At 40.6% G+C, this 19,944-nt stretch carries 17 protein-coding genes; 14 read left to right on the top strand and 3 right to left on the bottom strand.

From position 1 onward, the window contains the following. Positions 1 to 325 precede the first annotated feature (325 nt). Complete coding sequence (locus CLV36_RS08465; RefSeq protein WP_022738045.1) at positions 326 to 697, bottom strand: winged helix-turn-helix transcriptional regulator; 372 nt, start codon at positions 695 to 697, stop codon at positions 326 to 328. Positions 698 to 896: 199 nt separating this feature from the next. Here CLV36_RS08465 and CLV36_RS08460 point away from each other — a divergent pair, with 199 nt between their 5' ends. The 3 genes from CLV36_RS08460 (at position 897) to CLV36_RS08450 (ending at position 4,018) form a co-directional block, all read left to right on the top strand. Then, positions 897 to 2,108: an MFS transporter gene (locus tag CLV36_RS08460; RefSeq protein WP_106342379.1), complete on the top strand. Its 1,212-nt coding sequence runs from the start codon at positions 897 to 899 to the stop codon at positions 2,106 to 2,108. 108 nt (positions 2,109 to 2,216) lie between these two features. Next, positions 2,217 to 3,062, top strand: coding sequence for an aldo/keto reductase (locus tag CLV36_RS08455; protein WP_106342378.1), 846 nt, complete (start codon positions 2,217 to 2,219; stop codon positions 3,060 to 3,062). Between the two features lie 161 nt (positions 3,063 to 3,223). Then, on the top strand, positions 3,224 to 4,018 hold the full coding sequence (locus CLV36_RS08450) for an SDR family NAD(P)-dependent oxidoreductase (RefSeq protein WP_106342377.1): 795 nt from the start codon (positions 3,224 to 3,226) through the stop codon (positions 4,016 to 4,018). A gap of 202 nt (positions 4,019 to 4,220) precedes the next feature. On the opposite strand, the gene CLV36_RS08445 is transcribed toward CLV36_RS08450, so the two are convergent. Further along, positions 4,221 to 4,769, bottom strand: a complete 549-nt coding sequence (locus CLV36_RS08445) for an NUDIX hydrolase (protein WP_022738929.1) — start codon at positions 4,767 to 4,769, stop codon at positions 4,221 to 4,223. 3 nt (positions 4,770 to 4,772) lie between these two features. Then, positions 4,773 to 5,618, bottom strand: coding sequence for a helix-turn-helix domain-containing protein (locus CLV36_RS08440; RefSeq protein WP_106342376.1), 846 nt, complete (start codon positions 5,616 to 5,618; stop codon positions 4,773 to 4,775). 170 nt (positions 5,619 to 5,788) lie between these two features. Between CLV36_RS08440 and CLV36_RS08435 the strand changes: the two genes are divergently transcribed. The 11 genes from CLV36_RS08435 to CLV36_RS08385 form a co-directional block, all read left to right on the top strand. Next, positions 5,789 to 6,094 (top strand): hypothetical protein, encoded by a 306-nt coding sequence (locus CLV36_RS08435; protein WP_102992366.1) that lies wholly within the window; start codon positions 5,789 to 5,791, stop codon positions 6,092 to 6,094. 1,557 nt (positions 6,095 to 7,651) lie between these two features. Beyond that, entirely contained in the window at positions 7,652 to 8,719 is a 1,068-nt protein-coding gene (locus tag CLV36_RS08430) for a helix-turn-helix transcriptional regulator (RefSeq protein WP_106342375.1), read from the top strand. A 155-nt stretch (positions 8,720 to 8,874) separates the two neighbouring features. Further along, a complete protein-coding gene (cas10d, locus tag CLV36_RS08425) occupies positions 8,875 to 11,838 on the top strand; it encodes a type I-D CRISPR-associated protein Cas10d/Csc3 (RefSeq protein WP_181352925.1) in 2,964 nt (987 codons plus the stop codon). 15 nt (positions 11,839 to 11,853) lie between these two features. Then, complete coding sequence (cas7d, locus tag CLV36_RS08420; RefSeq protein ID WP_022738936.1) at positions 11,854 to 12,837, top strand: type I-D CRISPR-associated protein Cas7/Csc2; 984 nt, start codon at positions 11,854 to 11,856, stop codon at positions 12,835 to 12,837. Beyond that, complete coding sequence (gene cas5d / locus CLV36_RS08415; protein ID WP_106342372.1) at positions 12,780 to 13,511, top strand: type I-D CRISPR-associated protein Cas5/Csc1; 732 nt, start codon at positions 12,780 to 12,782, stop codon at positions 13,509 to 13,511. Before cas7d ends, cas5d begins: the two co-directional genes overlap by 58 nt. Next, positions 13,508 to 15,622: a type I-D CRISPR-associated helicase Cas3' gene (cas3, locus tag CLV36_RS08410; protein ID WP_106342371.1), complete on the top strand. Its 2,115-nt coding sequence runs from the start codon at positions 13,508 to 13,510 to the stop codon at positions 15,620 to 15,622. Before cas5d ends, cas3 begins: the two co-directional genes overlap by 4 nt. After that, the gene (gene cas4, locus CLV36_RS08405) at positions 15,622 to 16,224 is read left to right on the top strand and encodes a CRISPR-associated protein Cas4 (RefSeq protein ID WP_181352923.1); all 603 of its coding nucleotides are present in this window, start codon (positions 15,622 to 15,624) and stop codon (positions 16,222 to 16,224) included. Before cas3 ends, cas4 begins: the two co-directional genes overlap by 1 nt. Then, the gene (gene cas1 / locus CLV36_RS08400) at positions 16,206 to 17,198 is read left to right on the top strand and encodes a CRISPR-associated endonuclease Cas1 (protein ID WP_181352921.1); all 993 of its coding nucleotides are present in this window, start codon (positions 16,206 to 16,208) and stop codon (positions 17,196 to 17,198) included. Before cas4 ends, cas1 begins: the two co-directional genes overlap by 19 nt. Positions 17,199 to 17,208: 10 nt before the next feature. After that, positions 17,209 to 17,487, top strand: a complete 279-nt coding sequence (cas2, locus tag CLV36_RS08395; protein ID WP_106342368.1) for a CRISPR-associated endonuclease Cas2 — start codon at positions 17,209 to 17,211, stop codon at positions 17,485 to 17,487. Between the two features lie 11 nt (positions 17,488 to 17,498). Further along, positions 17,499 to 18,263, top strand: a complete 765-nt coding sequence (gene cas6, locus CLV36_RS08390) for a CRISPR system precrRNA processing endoribonuclease RAMP protein Cas6 (RefSeq protein ID WP_106342367.1) — start codon at positions 17,499 to 17,501, stop codon at positions 18,261 to 18,263. Positions 18,264 to 19,353: 1,090 nt separating this feature from the next. Next, positions 19,354 to 19,944 (top strand): hypothetical protein (locus CLV36_RS08385; RefSeq protein WP_146130614.1); only part of this gene is annotated, 591 nt, incomplete at its 3' end.

The following is a 19,944-nucleotide window of genomic DNA, read 5'->3' as shown; positions in this document are numbered from 1 at the left end:
ACTAGCGGAGTGAAAAAAGTTTTTTGTTCATTGGGCTTGTAGAAAAGTAAACAAAAAAATGGAATAAGGCTTATCGGATTAGAGATAGATGATAAGTGCAAAAAAAGCATGTGTGTACCGGTGTAACACATGCTTTTTTGTGTAAAGCGGCCCATATTGCCGGCGCCCAATTTTCTGTTTATTTCTTTTGCCCCTGGCTGGGAGTGATTGGGCGTAATTAAGCATCGTTTCAAAAGTTGCTGTAAAAAAAACAAAAATAAATGTTTTTATCCTTTGTCTGGGGACACAGGGGTTTTATGAAATACTTCAATCTGTTTATTGTATGTTACTTCAATTTTTCATTTAATACGTTCTCCTCTAATACAGCAAATTTATCACCGTATACTCTGGTGATATGTTTTTCCCCCCACTCACACAAAGCGTCTAAAATTCCTTTCAAACTCCATCCATATTCGCTCAGCTCATATTCCACTTTGGGCGGTACTTGATTATGAACAATGCGATTAATAACCCCATCTTTCTCTAATTCGCGTAACTGTTGGGTTAACATTTTTTGCGTGATGTTGGGGATCAGACGTTTTAATTCACTTGTACGTTTTTTGCCGCGAGTCAGATGGCAAAGGATAACGCATTTCCATTTTCCCCCTATGACTTCCAATGTTGCTTCAACCGAGATATTGTATTTCTTTTTCTGCATATGCTTCCTCCTCATTCATAGGAACAAAAAAGTGCCTACGAAACTTCTAGGTATCTATCGAACTTATAAGTGCGTACTTCTCATTATGATTCATATATCTCATAATAACATTCGCCGGCTGATATTAACCATGCTTTTCATTTATATCGTCTGCTAGCAGATGAACCATGCAATCAGTCCATTGTCAGGAGGAGAAAAAATGACTTTAGATAAAAAACGAAGTACATTGGCACTGCTGGCATTGGCAGTCAGTGCATTTGCGATTGGCACCACAGAATTCATCAGTGTGGGATTATTACCGCTTATCGCTCAAGATTTGCAAATTTCTGTAACAACCGCTGGGTTAACCGTTTCTTTATATGCATTAGGGGTCACATTTGGAGCGCCCATTCTAACATCGGTGACATCGAGTATGTCGCGCAAATCGTTATTGCTTTCTATTATGGCTGTTTTTATTGTTGGTAATACAATTGCTGCTAGTGCGACAAGTATTGGCATATTACTTGTTGCGCGTGTCCTGTCTGCGTTTTCACATGGTGTATTTATGTCGATCGGCTCGACGATCGCAGCTAATTTAGTGCCAGAAGATCGTAGAGCTAGTGCGATTTCCATTATGTTTTCTGGACTCACCGTGGCAACCGTTACCGGCGTACCTTTTGGTACATTTCTTGGACAGCAATTTGGCTGGAGGTTTGCCTTTATAGCGATTGTGGCAGTTGGTGTGATTGCCTTTATAGCCAACAGTACCCTTGTTCCATCTGACTTGCCAAAAGGCGCGCGCACAACATTCCGTGATCAGTTCAAACTGGTTACAAATGGTCGCTTATTACTCTCATTTGTCATTACTGCTTTAGGGTATGGAGGGACGTTTGTAGTATTTACCTATTTATCTCCATTGCTCCAAGATATTACAGGATTCGAAGAGGGAACCGTTGCCGCCATTCTGCTTATGTATGGCGTTGCCATTGCCATCGGCAACATCATTGGCGGGAAAGTGGCCAATCGCAAGCCAATTACCGCGTTATTCTATATGTTTACTATGCAAGCAATTGTGCTTTTCATCTTAACCTTTACTGCGCCATATAAGGTTGCTGGATTGATCACGATCATCTTGATGGGGATTTTTGCTTTTATGAATGTGCCAGGACTGCAAGTGTATGTCGTGATGCTAGCTGAGCGCTTTGTACCAAGTGCGGTAGATGTGGCTTCTGCTATCAATATTGCCGCATTTAACGCCGGAATTGCCATAGGCTCATACTTGGGTGGCATCATCACAGATTCTGTTGGACTGATTCATACGGCCTGGATCGGGGCATTGATGGTTCTAGGTGCTGTGATCCTGACAGGGTGGAGTCGCGCGTTGGAGCAAAAAGATCAAGCCAGGGTAGGTAGACAGGTTTTTTCCGAATAAAAAAGGAGAATGGCTACCCTGTATCCACGAGTGATATGAAAGGAGGTGATGGACACTGCGTTGACATTTAAGATAGAACCAATCAATTTACCAACGGGAGGAAAATATATGACAGCGAAAAACTTACAAGATACCACCACTTTGCATAACGGTGTGAAAATGCCCTGGTTTGGCATCGGGGTGTTTAAAGTGGAAGAAGGCCCTGAGTTGGTTCATGCCGTTAAAACAGCGATTCAATATGGTTATCGCAGTATTGATACGGCGGCCATTTACGAAAACGAAGCCGGAGTCGGACAAGGAATTCGTGAAGGGATCAAAGAAACTGGCATTTCTAGAGAAGCGTTGTTTGTGACATCAAAAGTTTGGAATTCCGATTTAGGGTATGAATCCACCATAAAAGCTTATGAAGCGAGCTTAAATAAACTTGGCTTAGAGTATCTAGATTTATACCTCATTCATTGGCCTGTAGAAGGCAAATATAAAGAGGCATGGAGAGCGTTGGAGACGCTTTACAAAGAAGGGCGAGTCAAAGCGATTGGGGTAAGCAATTTTCACATCCATCACCTCGAAGACTTGATGGAAGATGCAGAAATCAAACCGATGGTGAACCAAGTGGAATATCATCCGCGTTTGACTCAAAAAGACCTGAAGGCGTTTTGTCGTGAACACGGGATTCAGCTGGAAGCTTGGTCTCCATTGATGCAAGGCCAATTGCTAGATCATCAGGTTTTAAAAGAAATCGCAAACAAATATGGCAAGTCACCTGCGCAAGTCATTTTGCGTTGGGACTTGCAAAACGGCGTCGTGACCATTCCCAAATCGACCAAAGCACATCGAATTGCTGAAAACGCACAGGTGTTTGATTTTGAGTTAACGGAAGAAGAGATGGAGCGAATTGATGGCTTGAATCAGAATAAACGAGTGGGTCCAGATCCGGATAACTTCGACTTTTAATAAGTTGCAAAAGGATATAGGCGTCTGTGTCGTCTATATCCTTTTGCGATATGAATCACTCCTCATACTATATGTTTAAAAAGGGGCGATTCAGGTTCATAACAATATCAACGTCACTACATAGGTTAATGGCCTAAAACTTGAAATCGGGAGGGCTCTGCATGCATCTGTATTTGGAAGGAAAAACGGCACTGGTTACTGGGTCTACAGCAGGTATTGGAAAGGCAATTGCCATGTCGTTGGCAGCAGAAGGCGCCACTGTGCTAATTAATGGACGACGTGAAGAAAAAGTGGATCAAACGATCAAAGAAATTCAAGCAAAGTATCCTGACGCCACCCTTCAGTCAGTAGTCGCTGATCTTGGAACCGAACAAGGATGCCAACAGGTGATTGAAAAGCACTCAGAAGTAGATATTCTAATTAACAACTTGGGAATCTTTGAGCCTGTAGAATATTTTGATATCCCAGATGAAGATTGGTTTAAGCTGTTTGAAGTCAACATCATGAGTGGTGTTCGACTCTCTCGTTGGTACCTAAAACAAATGATTCAAAAAAAAGAAGGCAGAGTCATTTTTATCGCTAGCGAAGCAGCGATCATGCCTTCTCAAGAAATGGCTCACTATAGTGCGACCAAAACGATGCAGCTCTCGCTCTCCCGCAGCTTGGCTGAGCTGACGAAAGGAACAAATGTGACGGTTAATACGGTGATGCCGGGTTCCACGTTAACAGAAGGGGTAGAAACGATGTTAAATACCCTTTATCCTGATGAGAACTTGACGATGGAGGAAGCGGAAAAGCGATTTATGAAAGAGAATCGACCAACTTCCCTGATTCAAAGGCTTATTCGACCAGAAGAAATTGCACATTTCGTCACCTTTTTAAGCAGTCCTCTTTCCTCAGCTATTAATGGGTCTGCATTGCGAATAGATGGAGGATTAGTACGTAGTGTGTTTTAATAGGGGGAGCATCAAAGGCAGGAAGCGTTTCCAGAGTGAAAGTCAATCAATTACACAAAAAGGTGCTTGATTCATGGGTGTAGGTATAGTGGTTCTCCCGGAACGAATTACCGCATTGTAGATTCATCGAAAAGGGCTTTCGGTATCAAACTGAAGGCCCTTTTAACATTTTTGAAGGTGAGATAATAAGCTTCTAGTCGAATTACCCGTACTTTTCTGTATACAAGCGCAAAAGCTTTTCGGTAGAGGGAAAAGCGAGCTGATTCCAAGGAATTTCATCAAAGCGGAAAAAATAACCTTTTTTGCTTTCGATGTTCACAATCACTTCTTCATGATAGGCAATCGCTTCGTAGGTTAATTGGACAAGACCTTCTTCGGCAGAAGAACAGGTGTTGATGATTCCATCAATTTTTACAGTAAGGCCTGTTTCTTCTTTTACCTCATTTCCTATTGCTTCAAACAGATCTTGTCCTCGCTCAACATGCCCTCCAGGAAATGCCCATAAGCCTTTACCCGGTTCTTCATTTCTTTGAAGAAGCAATACTTTATTTCTTTCTTTGTTTAAAACCACTGCCACCACAACTAGCTTTGGATCTAAATAAAAGACGAATTGACAATGATGGCAAAGGAGTTGAGGTTGGTTGGGAATGTGTAGGTCTTCCAAGGAAAAGCGGTTGCCACATCGAGGACAAAATTTTAAGTCCTCTTTTTTATATCTCCACTGATACTTAAAGTAAAGCTCTTTGTTCATTGCTTAAATCTCCTTGCTAATAGATTGGTTATTCCAAATGGAAAAAAATTTATTCTTTACCTGTTCGAATAATGTGTGCTTGCCTTTAAGTTTGTGCAGTGTAAAACGGGGTCGTTTTTTTTCAGGAATATAATCGGTTATCTCAAAGACTAGTTTTCCGGTTTCGCCATCGTCGAATCCTGTGACAATGTATGGGAAAACGGTACTATAGGTTTTAATCTTTAAGCGAGAAATGAGATCCAGGGGTAAAGATTTGCGAAGTTGATTGAGTTTGCGAATGGAATTGCGGATTTCGTGGTGGAATTCTTGTCTGTATTCATCATCTTCTATGAAAGTGAGGATAGAAGCATTTCTTTCGATCCAATCGGGATTCAGGATTAGCAAGTATATATTGCCGGTCGCCAGTTTCGCTTGCAAGATATCACTTGAATCATCGGTTAAGTGGATCATCGAAGTTCCTGAGATAAAGCAATCTCCTTTTGCTTCAACAAGACAATTTTTATAGTCCAATATACGGTCAAACGGCGAGTCCGTCAGTTTAACTATGCCGTTGTTTTCATTATGATTAGCGTTCTCCTGATTACTATTAGGATGTTTTGTACTCGGATTGAATGGATCGTAATCAGAAAGCCCCATTTTCCAAAGTGGGATTTGCAATATACGACATAATCGGCGAAGTGTTTGGGGATCGGAGATATGCTTTATACCTCGCTCCACATCAGATACATAATTTACACTCACACCAGTTCCCCCACCAGCTTGCGGCCATTTTTCAGCCAGCTGTGTCTGTGTCATTTTTAATTTCTCTCTACCTTCACGAATCGTTAATCCGTAATGGTATTTCATCATCTTACAACCCTCTCATTCAAACCAGTTAGTGTGAGTACCACGATAAAATACAACTATTCAGTTTGTTCTAATATTCCGAAATCTAAATCATACTATTACTAGGTTCATCGTGCATATTAAATCTTCTTGTCCAAATAGTCAAGTAATTTAGATAAAGGGTGGTGGAGATTTTGCTAAAAGTTCAAATTAAAGGGCAGGCAAATCAAGTTACGTCGTTTATTAATAAATTACAACAACGTCCCGAAATAGAAGTCGATTGCCATGAAAAACAGTGGAAGGGGATGTACGGGAGGAAAGATGTTGAAGTGACATGCTATGTGCGTCTTTTTCCAGAGACCAATATACAAAGGGTATCCTTGTTGGCAACCAATGGTAAGGAAATCGTCATTCCTATGTGGGATGTGCTTGAACTGGAGCTTGACGATGGGAAAAAGATCATTGCTGGAAGAAGTTTTGATATTTTTGGTGTGAGATAGATCATGTATTCTACCAAAGCATGTTGTCCGGAGTGATACCCATCGTGAAGAATCTGACAGAGTGTAATATACATTGATATCGATACGTATTAGTTAATTAATAGATGTGATAGTAAATGTGTTACTTTAAGCTCCATGCATTCTTCATCCGTGAGAAACTTCAGAAACCATTCAAAACGTCAAATGGTGAACGTGCCCCCAGCTCGTATTTGATCTGCGCCCCTCAAGCCTCCCATTACGCCCCGTAGCGTAGTAGCAAAGGCAAGATACCTGTCTACTTCATAACTAATTTCCCATTCGCGCAATAATAATGCTTTTTTGCTATATCATGCCCTCCTGAAATAAAAGAGGTGTGCTTACCACGTGATCTTTCTAGTGCTATTCCTCATTTTAAGAAGAGCGGTATTAGGGGGGCGTCCGAAATGGAAGAGTTGTTGTCAGATATTTGAAAGAGGGCGTTTTTTGCCCTCTTCAACACCTTATCACTTATATTTTCCTCCATTATATTGAGAACTTAGACATCTAGCGCATAAGCTAAGTTATTCTACAAATTAACCAGATAAGGGGATTTATTGTAATGTTGTCTTCATACATTTAAGCTCCAACCTTGTTCATTTTGATTAGGGTGTGTCGCTGGCTTATTCATCAGACAAGCCCTAGTACAAATCTAGCGTTTTATTATTTTAGAATGTAATTTCACCGAATAAGGTCAATATCATGAAACAAGCGATTAATTATGCTATTATAAATAATAGATGGCGCGACCAAATTTTGCGAACACCCCATGCTTCGGAAAAAAGCCAGGGGGTCGTCGGAAATCCTTAATACTTTATGAATAAAGGGGTTTGGGGATTTTGAGACGTATTTTATCGGACATGTTAGGAGCATTTATATTCTTTTTTAGGGAGGTGTTCGCAAAAGGGAATAATCATGGCTGAAGGACAAGCGCTTCGGCAAACGCCGAATCAAAGAAATACATCTCATCAAGAGAATTGAAACCTCTTTCTTTTCAAATCGCAACATAATCAGATCGGAATCAAAGAAATACATCTCATCAAGAGAATTGAAACCTTAATCAATCGATGGTAATTCTCAAACCGATCAACGAATCAAAGAAATACATCTCATCAAGAGAATTGAAACGATGCGCTTATCATTCTGACCGGATACAAGAATAGAATCAAAGAAATACATCTCATCAAGAGAATTGAAACATTTCGGCTTGACGCTCTGTAATACGGTCTAAATGAATCAAAGAAATACATCTCATCAAGAGAATTGAAACAGGCAGGGGCAATGGGATGGTTACGGGCACCACACGAATCAAAGAAATACATCTCATCGAGAGAATTGAAACGGTATGTTGCACGAGTCATTAGATGATCTGCAGAAGAATCAAAGAAATACATCTCATCAAGAGAATTGAAACTTCGATGCTCTCAAATTCCAACCTGGTCAAGACGGCGAATCAAAGAAAAACATCTCATCGAGAGAATGGAAACGTAACTGGATCTCTCACAAGAGAGATTTTTTGTTTTAGTTGAGGTGAATGATCAATTGAAAAAACATGTTAAATATCGAGAGCGGCTATTTGCTATGCTTGCAGAATTATTACTTGATCCTGGACCATATAAAATTAAGGAGACGGCATTGCGTTATGGAGTCAGTGATAAACAAGTCCGCAACGATATCGATTATTTGAGAGAAAAGCTAAATACACCAAATCAAAGGGAGTATATCTCCAGATATCACGGGAAATACGAGGGTAACTTTTCAAGAGGCATTGTGAACCTGAGTCCGAAGGTTAGGTTATATCTTTTCTTAGCACTCAAGCAGGTTGAACCATTGTTGTTGAATGAAGGACAAGAAGCGTATAAGTTGCTGTTTCAACATGCCTGTTCTGTGTTGCCTAAGCAGGATATTGAGAGGATGAAAAGTTGGTCTAAGTTTTATCGAATTAAACAATTTGGTTACCCAAAGGAGCGAATTCATTTTTATCAAGCATTAAATGAGGTTTTTGATGCGATTTTGTACAATCAAATTATACGATTTCGTTATAAAAAAGCGATAAGATACTTTGATCCGTATATGGTATATTATTGCAAAAATAATTTTTATATTATTGGAAAAGCAACGACACCTTCTGGAGAGGAGATTAAAAAGCAGAGAATCAAACATTATCGTTTGGATCGATTATTAGAGGTGAAAAAGGTATGGATCCGTTCTCCAATAGCAAACAAGGTAAAGGCAAAAGAGGTTTTAAATTATAAAGAATCATATGCTGACGCTTATATTGACCAAATGTTTGAAGCGGAGAATAACAACAATCAACGGGAAGACTATATTATCAATATTTTGGAGCAAAATGCATTCCAACGGATTGGTGAAAAGGAGTGGCATCCAAGGCAAGAGATAAAATTAATAGGACAAATGATCCAGGGAAAATATGTTGTTGGCCAGATTAAGTTTCCCAATGTAGCGAGTCCCATGGAGTTGAAAAAGTGGGTCTTAGGGTGGGGAAGTGCATTGGAAGTGGTTGCACCCCGTCATTTTAAAGAAGAAATTCAGAAAGAAATCAAAATTTTATTCGATCAAGTTTATCGACTAAGCGTATTTAATCGATAAAAAATTGCTCTAGCTTGCGACCGCTAGAGCAATTTTTTTGTCGCTAATTTCCGATTTGGAAGTATATATTACTTCCAAATGGTATTTTCTACACAGTTGCTATGGTTGAAAATACTAGTTGCAGTATTGATAATCGAAAGCAGGGGGTGAGAAAAATGGATATATCGAAATTTGCCGAACAGCTACTAACGAATTTTGCAACATTGAAATACCAGGGTACGCTGTTTGCTGATGCCATAGCAAAGTCCTATAAATACAATAAAGAACACTATGCAGTAGACAGAAACTTGGTTGATCAGACGATGTGGCAGCATATACGATCCGGCATCGAGGCGTTTCTTTCTCTTTATGCACAACTTGAGACTTATCGCCTTCCTTTTCGTGTTGTGGAACTAAAAATCGCCTTGGTTGCATATGTCCTGCATGATCTTCATAAGGTTCAGGAATTACACAAGAAAGTGGGAAGTGAGTATGACCGGGCCTTGGAAGAGTTGGAGGGGTTGGGGAAAGAGCTTTGCAAAGGATTGGATATTGAGACGCCACCTGCTGCGTTTTTGCGAGTAGCTGCTGTGTCTTCGTTATCTAATAAACTTGGGGATTTTAGTTTGCTCTCGGGCGAGTACCGTTGGACCCATATCTATTTTTGGGTCAAATTGATGGACAAGTTAGCATCTATTACGAGTATCGCTGAATGTCAAAAGGGTCGGACATTGTATAATTTGGGTCACCTTTTGAAGCAACTGTTGCCTCCAAAATTAACGCAAGCGATGAGAATCGAATTTCACCAGACGCAAGAGATTCGCGGCATGATCACCACCCTGTTGCACAATGGCTTAGCAACGATCATGAAGGAATGGGGATACTATCCATGGTTACGGTTTGGAGATGGGACACTGTATATAACATTTAAAAGTCAGGAACTTCCTGCAAAAGAGGTTGTAATCGAACATTTGATCCAGATGTTTCAACAGACCATGGGTAGTAGAGTAGATGAGGTAAATGAAGAAGATTTATTTGATCGCGCTACGTTTCGATGTCAAACCCTCGCCTTTGCCTTATATTCTCATCCTGAAGATTTTTCTGCATTGTTTTACCGAATATTTCGCAAACAATCCTTAGGGAGTAAGCAATTTCCTGAGGATAAAAAAGACCGTTTTGATGCAAAGAGATTAAAGGCGTATAAAGTAGATCACTTGGCCGAGTTATACGCAAAATTAGGAATGAATTCGTCTCCAAGTGAAGATTTCAGAGAAAAATGGGCGTTTACGGCAAAGTATTTTGCCGCTTTGCAACGGTTGTTGCAACGGTTGTACAAAATCAGTTCAGGCGAAGCCATGCAAAAGATTGCAGAATACTTAGGGTTAACGGTGACAGATATTTTGGACGTCGTTCCAGAGAACATGCAAAGCAACAGTCGACGTTTTGATGTGGCGATTTGGTTATCTTATCGATATCTCATGTCGACTCGCGTTGATGGATATGAAGTATTGCAGGTCCCTATTGAAGATTTTTATCTTCATGTTAGGCAAATGGCAACAGAATTTCTTCAGGACAAAGTGACAGCAGAGCGCTGCATAGAAATTGCTGAGTCAGAAATGAAACTGCACGAGGAGTTACACAACTACTTTGCTGAAGAAGTGACACTGTCTTGGGAAAGAAAACGGAGTTTAAATTTGCTTCAAGTAAAAGAGTTGTTAAAGCCAAAAAAACGCAGCCAGAAGAAAGTGTGCAATATTTGTAATCGCCAAATACTATCCGGTGTTGATTTAGTCATAAAGGCGCCCATGATCCAAGACGATGTTCAGGTTTTCAGTAATCGTTTGTTGCCTAAAGAAAAAAGTGTGTCTGCGCTTCATTGGTGTGGGGTTTGTGCATTCGAATATTCGTTGCGCAAAATTTATAAAATGGGAAGTCCAGGAGAGTATGATGTTTCCCGCCAAATTCACTTGTTTGCAGTACCATCATATCAATTAACAGACCAATCGCTTGTCGAGTTGTATGAAGACTTGGATGATGACTTCACTTCGCTTAATCTGCATAAAAGCAAAAATCTTCCGACTTGGCAAATGCCATTTATAGAAGAAAATGTAGAGGTTTTACGGGAGCATCTTAAAACGCATTTTCGCAGATACCATGAGTATTTACAAATGGTTTTAGCTGAGCGCGGAAAGCTTCCCGACACTGGTGACGTAATGAATGCAGGTCTTCCGGGGAATATCATGTTATTCACTTTTCATTGTTATAGCAATAGTGCCACATTGGTTCGAACAAGAGAAGAAGCGTGGATGAAGGCTTTAACAGTAGCCCTATCACTTCATACCATCTATGGCTTCCGAATCGTGGTTACAGAGAAAGCGTTTTTGCCGCTGTCAGAAATAAAGGATATTCGTTATGCCGTTCATTTGGATGCGCCCCCTTATAAAGTGGCAAAGTTATTGGGGACTGTGGAAGAAAGAGGGGACACAGATTTTATCGTTCCTGTGGAAAATGCCAAAGAATTGATCTACCGTTTGGCATATTTATGGGAAATCCACCAAACGGTACATCCACTTGATTACAGTAAGCCTACTGATAAAAATATTTCAACGATCCTGCATCAACTCGAAGTACATCCGCTTTCAGGAGCCTATTTTTTCAAACGATGTAGCATGGAGAAGAATTTTACCAGTCCAAGTTTTATTCGCTCATGTAAACAAATCGACGAATATAAAGGGGGAACAATGGTGTCGTTGGCACAAAAAATTGCTTTGGCTACTCTGGCTTTGTATAAGCCAAGCACGAAACAAGATGGACGGGCTCACCGGTATGAAAATCTGTATCGAATCATTATCAAGGGAATCAAAGAAGGCAGGAGGGATAAGGAGAGCCTCTGCGGAGCCGTGCATAAGAGGCTGGAACGATTAAAGGGGCAACAGTTGGGGTATGTTCCCTCCCCCATTGATACGGATAAGGTGATGGAGTTAGTCAATCTTGTATATGATGAATTTTTCTCTGGAGTTTGTAATGAAAGTATTATGAAGTTAAATCAAAAAGAAAATCAATTGGCAGATGGCATCTATTTTGCGATACACCTGGAAAGGCAAAAAGAGTTTATGGGAAAAGATGAGAATCAAGATTAATTGAGGAGGATGTATATGAAAGGATCTAATGTAACTTGGAAAGATTGCGTTGTGAAAAAATTGTTGGATCAGCATTTGTTAGAGGAGATTCCCAAATCTCCCCAACGGGTGTATGTCAGCATGGTGATTCTCCGCGAATTTCATTCAACTGCCGTCCTAACTACGGAGGGACAACACCTGGATGTTGAAATGGTTCGTGCAGGACGGACAAAGAATCAGTTGCTTTCTCGAGTTGTATTGCAAAAAAGGAAGCAAGTAGCTCCTGAACGGCGTACGGGTCGTGCCTTCAACCGACAAATGGGGTGGGGAGAAACCTGTGACTACATGAAAAAAATGTGTGGAGAATGTCCGGATTGTTTGTTGTATGGCTTTGCTGCGACCAGTGGGGATGGAGCACAGCGTTCACGCGTTTTGACAGACTCAGGATTTTCTATTCGTCAATATGAAGCTATACAGCGCTCCATCACACTGAATGCGATTCAAGATACAACGCAAGGAGGCATAGCAGGCAGTGCATTTGCTGAGCGAGAGCATATCCGGCCTCAAGTGTTCTTCCCCACGATCGAAACAGCGATTGACGTGACATCGAGTGAGTTGGTTTATATTTTGCGTAATATTTTGTCTACTACTCGTTATGGTGCTGAAAGCAACCGGCAAGGGTATGTGAAGAATCATATCATTGGTTTGTTGTTTACAAACACCGAAATAATGTCGAACTTGGAGTTGACACAAAGGGTATTCGATTACTTGATTCAGGAAAAAGGAGAGAAAATCCACGAAGGGCCTTTGGAACAAGAGGAAGTGCGGCAGGCGATGTTACATGCACTGAATGAAGTGGTTGCAGACTCTTACTTACCCATCCAATTGTATGTAGGTGAAGAGTTGGAATCTGTTTTTTCTGGCTTGCGTCAACTATGGAAGAGTGAGGAGGGGAATCGCGAATGGCTAAAAAATCTGGCAGAAGATCATCAAGCGTACCTGAAAAAACGGTCCAAGTAAAGGAGAAAAAATATGCCTATCGTATCGGCATTGAATTGGAGGATTACTTGTTTTTTGCCAGCATGGAAAAGGGAAAGGTCGCGGAGACCGCTTCCCTTCTCCACAACTACGCCTTAGCTTATGCGATGGGGTGGGTAGATTCCCTGTATTTCAATGAAATGCAATCTCCTCAATACGAACAACAACTTCAACCGCTGAATGAACAAGGGGTGTATGTTTATCCTGCTGTGCCGGTTCATATTTCCCACCGAATGATGCAGTATAACACTACCGATGAAGCGTTTTTGATGAAACGAACACAAAGTATGGGATACCCAAACTGGGGGTTCATTAAGTGCATTCGGCCCGGATCAACATTTGAAACCTATATTTTAAGTCATGATCCGATTCAGATTCCGTCCAAAATAAGGTTAGGAAAGTGGATGAGTCTGGCGTCTATTACCATGCAAGAAGTGTCGTTGACTAAAAAGAAAGGAAATGCTTGTCCCCATATGGTTAATATTCAAGATATAGCTTGCCTGCCGGTGTATTTCTCAGCTATGTACAACGTTTTGCCAACCCGTCTGGTACAAGGGGTTGAATGGGACGAGCAACTAGATGGTTATCAGATTTCTTATGGCGATCATCAAAATGTATGGGTACCTGAATCAGCTTTTTGGTGGTGGGATAAATGATTTTTGTGAAAGAAGAAACAGCAAATACGTATGATGTCCCATTTGTCGGTGCGTTGAAGCCCTATGCACATCAAATTGTTCAACAACAGTTGATTAAAGAAGTAATTGATCAAAACAAGAAAGTGATCATTTGGAATGAGGCTATGACAGGTGCAGGTAAGACACTGGCTAACTACAGTTCTTTACTCTATGACCCACACATTAAGGCGTTAGGTATTTACCCAGTCAATGAACTGATTAAAGATCAATATCGCTCAGTTCAAAAAAATCTCCCTTTAAAGGATTGGGAAGATATTGGTATCTGGACGGCAGACGAATTAAAGAAGAGACGCGAACCAGGTCAGACGACAATTGAGCAACTTGCAGAATCAATGAATCCTGCTTTTCGGTTGATTTTGTCCAATCCAGATTATTTGATGTTGATTACTCAGGAGCGTTTTCATTCATATAAAAAAGGGGAGCAGCCAGCTCTTTTTTATCAATTACTTGAGTTTCAATTGCAAATTTTTGATGAGTTTCATCTGTATCATGTGGCTCAGATGAATTTTTTGTTGCAATGGATGGCTCTGCTAGTTTCTGTTGCTCCATATAAACCCTTTGCCTTTTTGCTCTCCTCGGCGACACCGCGAAATGAGTTTTTTGCTTTAGCGAGAAATTTGGGAATCGAGATTTGGAGGGTACAGGATAAAGTAAAGGAATGGTTGGACGCAACCAAGCCCCCTCTTTTCTCTAAAAGAACGTATTTGGAGCCGTTGCAATTGCAAGTGAAGTCAAGTAATCTTCGCCAATGGCAAACGGCTGAGAAGATATTGGAGAATTGGGGCGAAGTAGAAGAATATTTATTCCAATACCCAAAGGCCAAGGGCCTTGTGATTCTTGATTCAATTCATGAAGCACAAATGCTGGCAAGTCAATTGAGGGAGAAAGGATATGAGGTAGGAGAGGTTCACGGATTGTCTGACCGCCAAAAGAGCGAGATTGAATTAGGTAAACAAATCACAGTGGCTACAGCCACGGTAGAGGTAGGGGTTGATTTCCAAGGAGACATGCATAAGGATTTTCTTATTTTTGAATCGAGGAGTGCGGGGAGCTTTATGCAACGGTTAGGAAGAATTGGTCGCGGTAGTTGTTCTAAACCCAATCCGCCATTGCATGTTTGGGCTTATGTTCCCCCATATGTCGCTGAAAGGATAAACAACCAAATTTCCGCACAGGTAACCCGTAGTGAGTTAAAAGATTTAATCATGCAATCGTATCAATATTATCAAGATTTTCTACCTTATATCCATAAAGTGGGCGGCATGAACTTAGTGCACCACTATCATCTAATAGCTAAGCACCAGCTTGAAAAGAATGAGAATCCAATATTGGCTAATATAAAGCAAACCATTGAACTACTTTATGGAGAAGGATTTGAAAGCCAATGCAATCGTTATGAACAGTTGAAACAAGAAAAAATTTTGGAACCGGTCATAAGTTTTCGTGGGCAAAATACATTGGAGAGTCATTTGTTCAGGTTGAGAAGCCGGGGTATCAATCCAGAGCATCTTGAAACATTTTATCCAGACGTTTGGTTTTGGGATGAATCAATACCTGAAGCTCCGTTAAGGAAATATGATTTTTGGTTTGTACTCCGAAGACGAGTGGTTCGATTTATTACCAAAGAGGAAATGATTGCGAAAGTGAAAGAGCGATTTAGGGGAGCAGAGAGAGAGGATTATCTGGCAGCTCTTCAAAATGATTACGTTTTAGGATATGCGGTCGCGATGGGCATCCGGGAAAAACCTGCAAGATTATATTGGAAATTGCGATCTTCTGTATCCAAGCACAAAGGCCAGGTGGTTCGGATTGATCGGTTGAGTTTAGAAGCACCAGAAGATCCTTGGTTAAATCAAGAATTAAAGCAACTGTTCCATTTCACTGAAAAAAAGTCTTGGGTTGCATATATGGTGAATCATTCTATATGGGAATTAAGTGATCTACTTCGTTTACCACCGATGTTTCGTATATATCCTGCAAAGAAACAAAATGCAGACTGGAGTATCGCTTTTAATTCGGAGGCGTTTCAGTTATGGAGTATCATGGAACGTGTGCGAAGTGAGGTGCTATGATGGAAAGTCCGACGGTAGAAGGGCATGCGATCAATGCATATGTATTTTGTCCACGGCGGTGTTATTACGAATATGTTGAGAAGACTTTTTACCATAATGTTTACACAATGCATGGAAAGTTATTGCATGAACATGTAGATCAAGTCGGCAGGGAAGCAAGGGGAGAACGAGAATGTTATCGGTCCGTTTTCCTCTATTCTGAGAAATATGGATTGTCTATTCGGTGCGATCTCATAGAAGAAGAACAGGGGCAAATTTATCCGGTGGAGTATAAAAGGGGAAAAGCTGCCGACTGGGAGAACAATGTGCTTCAAGTATGTGCTCAAGCATTAGCCTTAGAGGAGTATTTGCGAAAGCCGGTTGATGTTGGTTATCTCTTCTTTTATGGGTCAAATCAACGCAAGAAAGTGATTTTCGATGAGGAGATCAGAAGACGTACCATAGAGGTTATTGGAATCATCCGAGAATTATACTTATCTGACAATCCTCCTGCTGGTATAGACGATTGCAAAAAATGTTGCAAATGTAGCTTAGTCGATTATTGCTTACCTCGTGAACGGAGGCAATTAAGGGGGAAAATTCGGTGGGAACGTTTTATTTAACAGAGCCATATTGCTTTGTACGAAAAGAATCCGAGCGTCTGAAAGTCTTTAAAAATCAGGTGCTTCTAAAAGAGTTAAGGGTGCAAGATTTTACACGGTTTTTCATCCATTCTTCGTCCACATTGACTACAGACGCGTTAATGATGTTGGCTGAGAAGGGGATTGATGTTGTTTATTTTGATGGATATGACGTGGCGGGGAGATTTATTGGCCCAGACAATAAAAATGTTCGCTTGCGAATTGCACAGGTAGAAATGCATCTTTCAGAAGAAAGAAGCTTGCACATCGCAAGAAATATGGTGATGGCTAAGCTAAAAAATACGCGGACAAGCTTGCAACGCTTTGCCAGACGAAGAAAGCTTCATTTAGACCAACCGATCCAAAGCCTAAAAATAGCTATGAAACAATGCTTAACAGCAAGCGATTTAAATCATCTCCGTGGAATTGAAGGCATGGCTGCTCGGCAGTATTTTGAGGCTTTTCCTCTTCTTATTCAGAAAGAGTACTTTCCGTTTCACGGTAGAAGCCGTCGACCGGCCAAGGATCCTATCAATGCGATGCTTAATTATGGTTATGCGCTTTTAAGAGCCGAAATAAGTGGAGCCCTCCGCGCGGCGGGATTAGATCCTTATATTGGTTTTTTGCATCGGGAGCGGTATGGCCGAGAGTCGTTGGCATTAGACATGATGGAGGAATTTCGGTGCTTGCTTGTAGATAATTTGGTTGTGAAACTGATAAACCAAGGAATTATTCAGGTGAATGATTTTCAACTTGATCAAGGTGAACCGCGCTTGAAAAAAGCCGCCCGTAAAAGATTTTTACAAGAGTTCGATAAACGAAGAAAAGATAGCGTGTATCATTCGTTTTTAGAGAAAAAATATACCTATCGTGAAATATTACATAAACAAGCCATTTTACTAGCTAAGTGTGTAAAGGGAGAGCTGGAGGAATATTACCCGTTCTTGGCTAAATAGGGGGAGTATCATGAAACGAGTAATTAGTTATGATATCATGAATGATAGACGGAGAAATCGTATATTTAAGATGTTGAAAGATTATGGCAGATGGGTTCAGTATTCGTTGTTTGAGATAGAGTGCGATGAAAAGCGTTGGATTGAACTCAAGCATCGATTGTTTGCTTTGTTGGACAAAGAAGAAGATTCTCTATGTATATATCATTTGTGTCATTCTTGCCAGGGGAAAACATGTTACAAAGGAGTATCCTCTGGAGAAGGTGTCAATGAAAGTGATCATATTTTGTAAGGAGATAGGGCATGTATCGGTTGCGCATCTTTTTGAAGCCATATAGGAAGAAATTGGATCGAGGTGTTTTGGGTCGAAGATTGCATGGCTATATTTTAAAAGCGATTCAAAACACCGATCCGGTGCTTTCCCAGATGATTCATGATCGGAAAGAACGTCAAATATTTTCTGCTCATCTATTGATTGAGAATGATGAATTGCATATTCAAAGCCCAAGTAAAGCATTTATTCAATGTATGCAACAGCATTTTTTGGTTCAAGAACAGATTGATTTGATCGATTGGAAAGGCGTGGTTCAGGAGGTTCAGTTGATCAGTTATTCGGATGAAGAAATCATGCGAAGTTTTGCGACGAAATTTACGTTGCATTTTATTTCTCCAACCACTTTTTATCAATCCGGCAATTACTACCCTCTGCCAGATCCATCCCTTCTGTTTCTGAGCGCTTTAAAAATTACGCATACAGGCAACATTGACTTTCCATACTCCATGATTCGTACCATTAAAATTAATTATGCTTCTTTCAAAACCGTGGTCGTTGACTTTGAAAAATTTCAAGCTATCGGGTTTTTGGGGAAAATGACTTTAAATACAAATAAATTGCCTCTTGAGGATCAGAAGTGGCTTTGGAAGTTAGCATTCTATGGTTCGATAATGGGGTTTGGCTATAAAACAGCCTGGGGGATGGGGCAAGTCAAATTAATTCCGCATGATAAAGCCATTTTGCGAACACCCAATGCTTCGGAAAAAAGCCAGGGGGTCGTCGGCAATCCTTAATGCCTTATGAATAAAGGGCTTTGGGGATTTAGAGTCGTATTTATACGACAGGTGATTGGGCAATTCTATCCTTTTTTAGGGAGGTGTTCGCAAAAGGGGGTGATAAATGCTTGAAGACAAGCGTTTCGACGTACGCCGAATCAAAGAAATACATCTCATCGAGAGAATTGAAACATTCAGCGACAAATCCATACCGAATACCCTACGCATGAATCAAAGAAATACATCTCATCGAGAGAATTGAAACACGTGAAGAATGGGAATTTGAGGGGAAGGGGGAACTGCGGAATCAAAGAAATACATCTCATCGAGAGAATTGAAACCTTACGAGAAATACCAAGGGTTTTCAACGATAGGAATCAAAGAAATACATCTCATCGAGAGAATTGAAACGATTCATAGAAAGCGTTCCATTCATCCTCCGAATAGTTGGAATCAAAGAAATACATCTCATCGAGAGAATTGAAACGATTCATAGAAAGCGTTCCATTCATCCTCCGAATAGTTGGAATCAAAGAAATACATCTCATCGAGAGAATTGAAACGATTCATAGAAAGCGTTCCATTCATCCTCCGAATAGTTGGAATCAAAGAAATACATCTCATCGAGAGAATTGAAACGTTTGACCCGGCAAAATGGACATCCGCAAATAATAGAATCAAAGAAATACATCTCATCTTCCACAAGTGCAATGGCGCTATCTGTGGCGACGGCTGAAGGGTAAATAATTGATGTTTTGAAGCAAACCATACAAAGGGAGAGGAAAAAGTTAAGTGGTCAACATGATCAATTAGCTGAGAAAGGATTCGAAAATAGGGCATCAACACAAAAAAGGGCTCTTGGTATCAGACTATAAGCCCTTTTAAAATTTATTTAGGTAGGATAGCGAGCATCTAACTCTCATAATGTTGTAAATATTGATTTGTATGCACGATTTAGTGTTACGCATCAGTAAGTAGTTAAGGTTTAGCAATGAGGGTATATATCATTGTATTTGCCTGTGGATTGGGTCTTGTCATCTTGTTAAACCAGATAATGATTTTTCCAGAAGTGAAGGTAGTTTAAGATGAAGGAGGAATATTATTGTTTATGGGAAAGTGGAAGATACCTACTATTCTATTAATATTATTAATCATGCATTTGAATATCCCCCATTTAGCATTAGCACAGACTCATACATGGTTGGGCACAAAATCAGAGAAGATATTGCTTGCAGAAGGCATTGAAATACCAAGCATTCCGAGTAATGACCCGATTGAGATACCGAAAGTGGAGATACCGAGTGACCCGATTGAAATACCGAAAGTGAAGATACCGGAAAATAAGATTGAGGTACCGAAGGCGGAGATTCCTAAAGCCCCGGTGCAAGAATCGACCGGCTTTATTGATCAACTGCTAAAATGGTTGCAACAGCAGTTATCCTTGATTTTGGCGCTGCTGTGTCTGGGGCTGGGTCTGTTTTTTCTAAGTTCCAACCCCCTTGTGGGTATTTCGATCGTGATGGGAATGGCGGTTGGTGGATTTGGAGCTTGGATGGCTGATAAGGATGTTTCCGGTATTGCGCAAGAGGCGTTGATTGGTGCAATAGCTGGTTTGGTCGGATTGGGGGCCGGAGCGCTCGCATTTCGATTGATCGGGGGGAGAATTGCAACACTGGCTCCTCCGTGGCTAGGAAAATGG

Source organism: Laceyella sediminis, from assembly GCF_003003125.1.
Taxonomy (GTDB): domain Bacteria; phylum Bacillota; class Bacilli; order Thermoactinomycetales; family Thermoactinomycetaceae; genus Laceyella; species Laceyella tengchongensis.
The sequence above is the reverse complement of the archived record's forward strand: the minus strand, read 5'-3'. Positions and strand labels throughout refer to the sequence as shown.

Coding starts and splice junctions, on each gene's coding strand:
- cas3 (WP_106342371.1), top strand. CDS start 13,508: ATGATTTTTGTGAAAGAAGAAACAGCAAATACGTATGATGTCCCATTT.
- cas10d (WP_181352925.1), top strand. CDS start 8,875: ATGGATATATCGAAATTTGCCGAACAGCTACTAACGAATTTTGCAACA.
- CLV36_RS08465 (WP_022738045.1), bottom strand. CDS start 697: ATGCAGAAAAAGAAATACAATATCTCGGTTGAAGCAACATTGGAAGTC.
- CLV36_RS08460 (WP_106342379.1), top strand. CDS start 897: ATGACTTTAGATAAAAAACGAAGTACATTGGCACTGCTGGCATTGGCA.
- cas5d (WP_106342372.1), top strand. CDS start 12,780: ATGGCTAAAAAATCTGGCAGAAGATCATCAAGCGTACCTGAAAAAACG.
- CLV36_RS08450 (WP_106342377.1), top strand. CDS start 3,224: ATGCATCTGTATTTGGAAGGAAAAACGGCACTGGTTACTGGGTCTACA.
- CLV36_RS08440 (WP_106342376.1), bottom strand. CDS start 5,618: ATGATGAAATACCATTACGGATTAACGATTCGTGAAGGTAGAGAGAAA.
- CLV36_RS08455 (WP_106342378.1), top strand. CDS start 2,217: ATGACAGCGAAAAACTTACAAGATACCACCACTTTGCATAACGGTGTG.
- cas2 (WP_106342368.1), top strand. CDS start 17,209: ATGAAACGAGTAATTAGTTATGATATCATGAATGATAGACGGAGAAAT.
- cas6 (WP_106342367.1), top strand. CDS start 17,499: ATGTATCGGTTGCGCATCTTTTTGAAGCCATATAGGAAGAAATTGGAT.
- cas4 (WP_181352923.1), top strand. CDS start 15,622: ATGGAAAGTCCGACGGTAGAAGGGCATGCGATCAATGCATATGTATTT.
- CLV36_RS08445 (WP_022738929.1), bottom strand. CDS start 4,769: ATGAACAAAGAGCTTTACTTTAAGTATCAGTGGAGATATAAAAAAGAG.
- cas7d (WP_022738936.1), top strand. CDS start 11,854: ATGAAAGGATCTAATGTAACTTGGAAAGATTGCGTTGTGAAAAAATTG.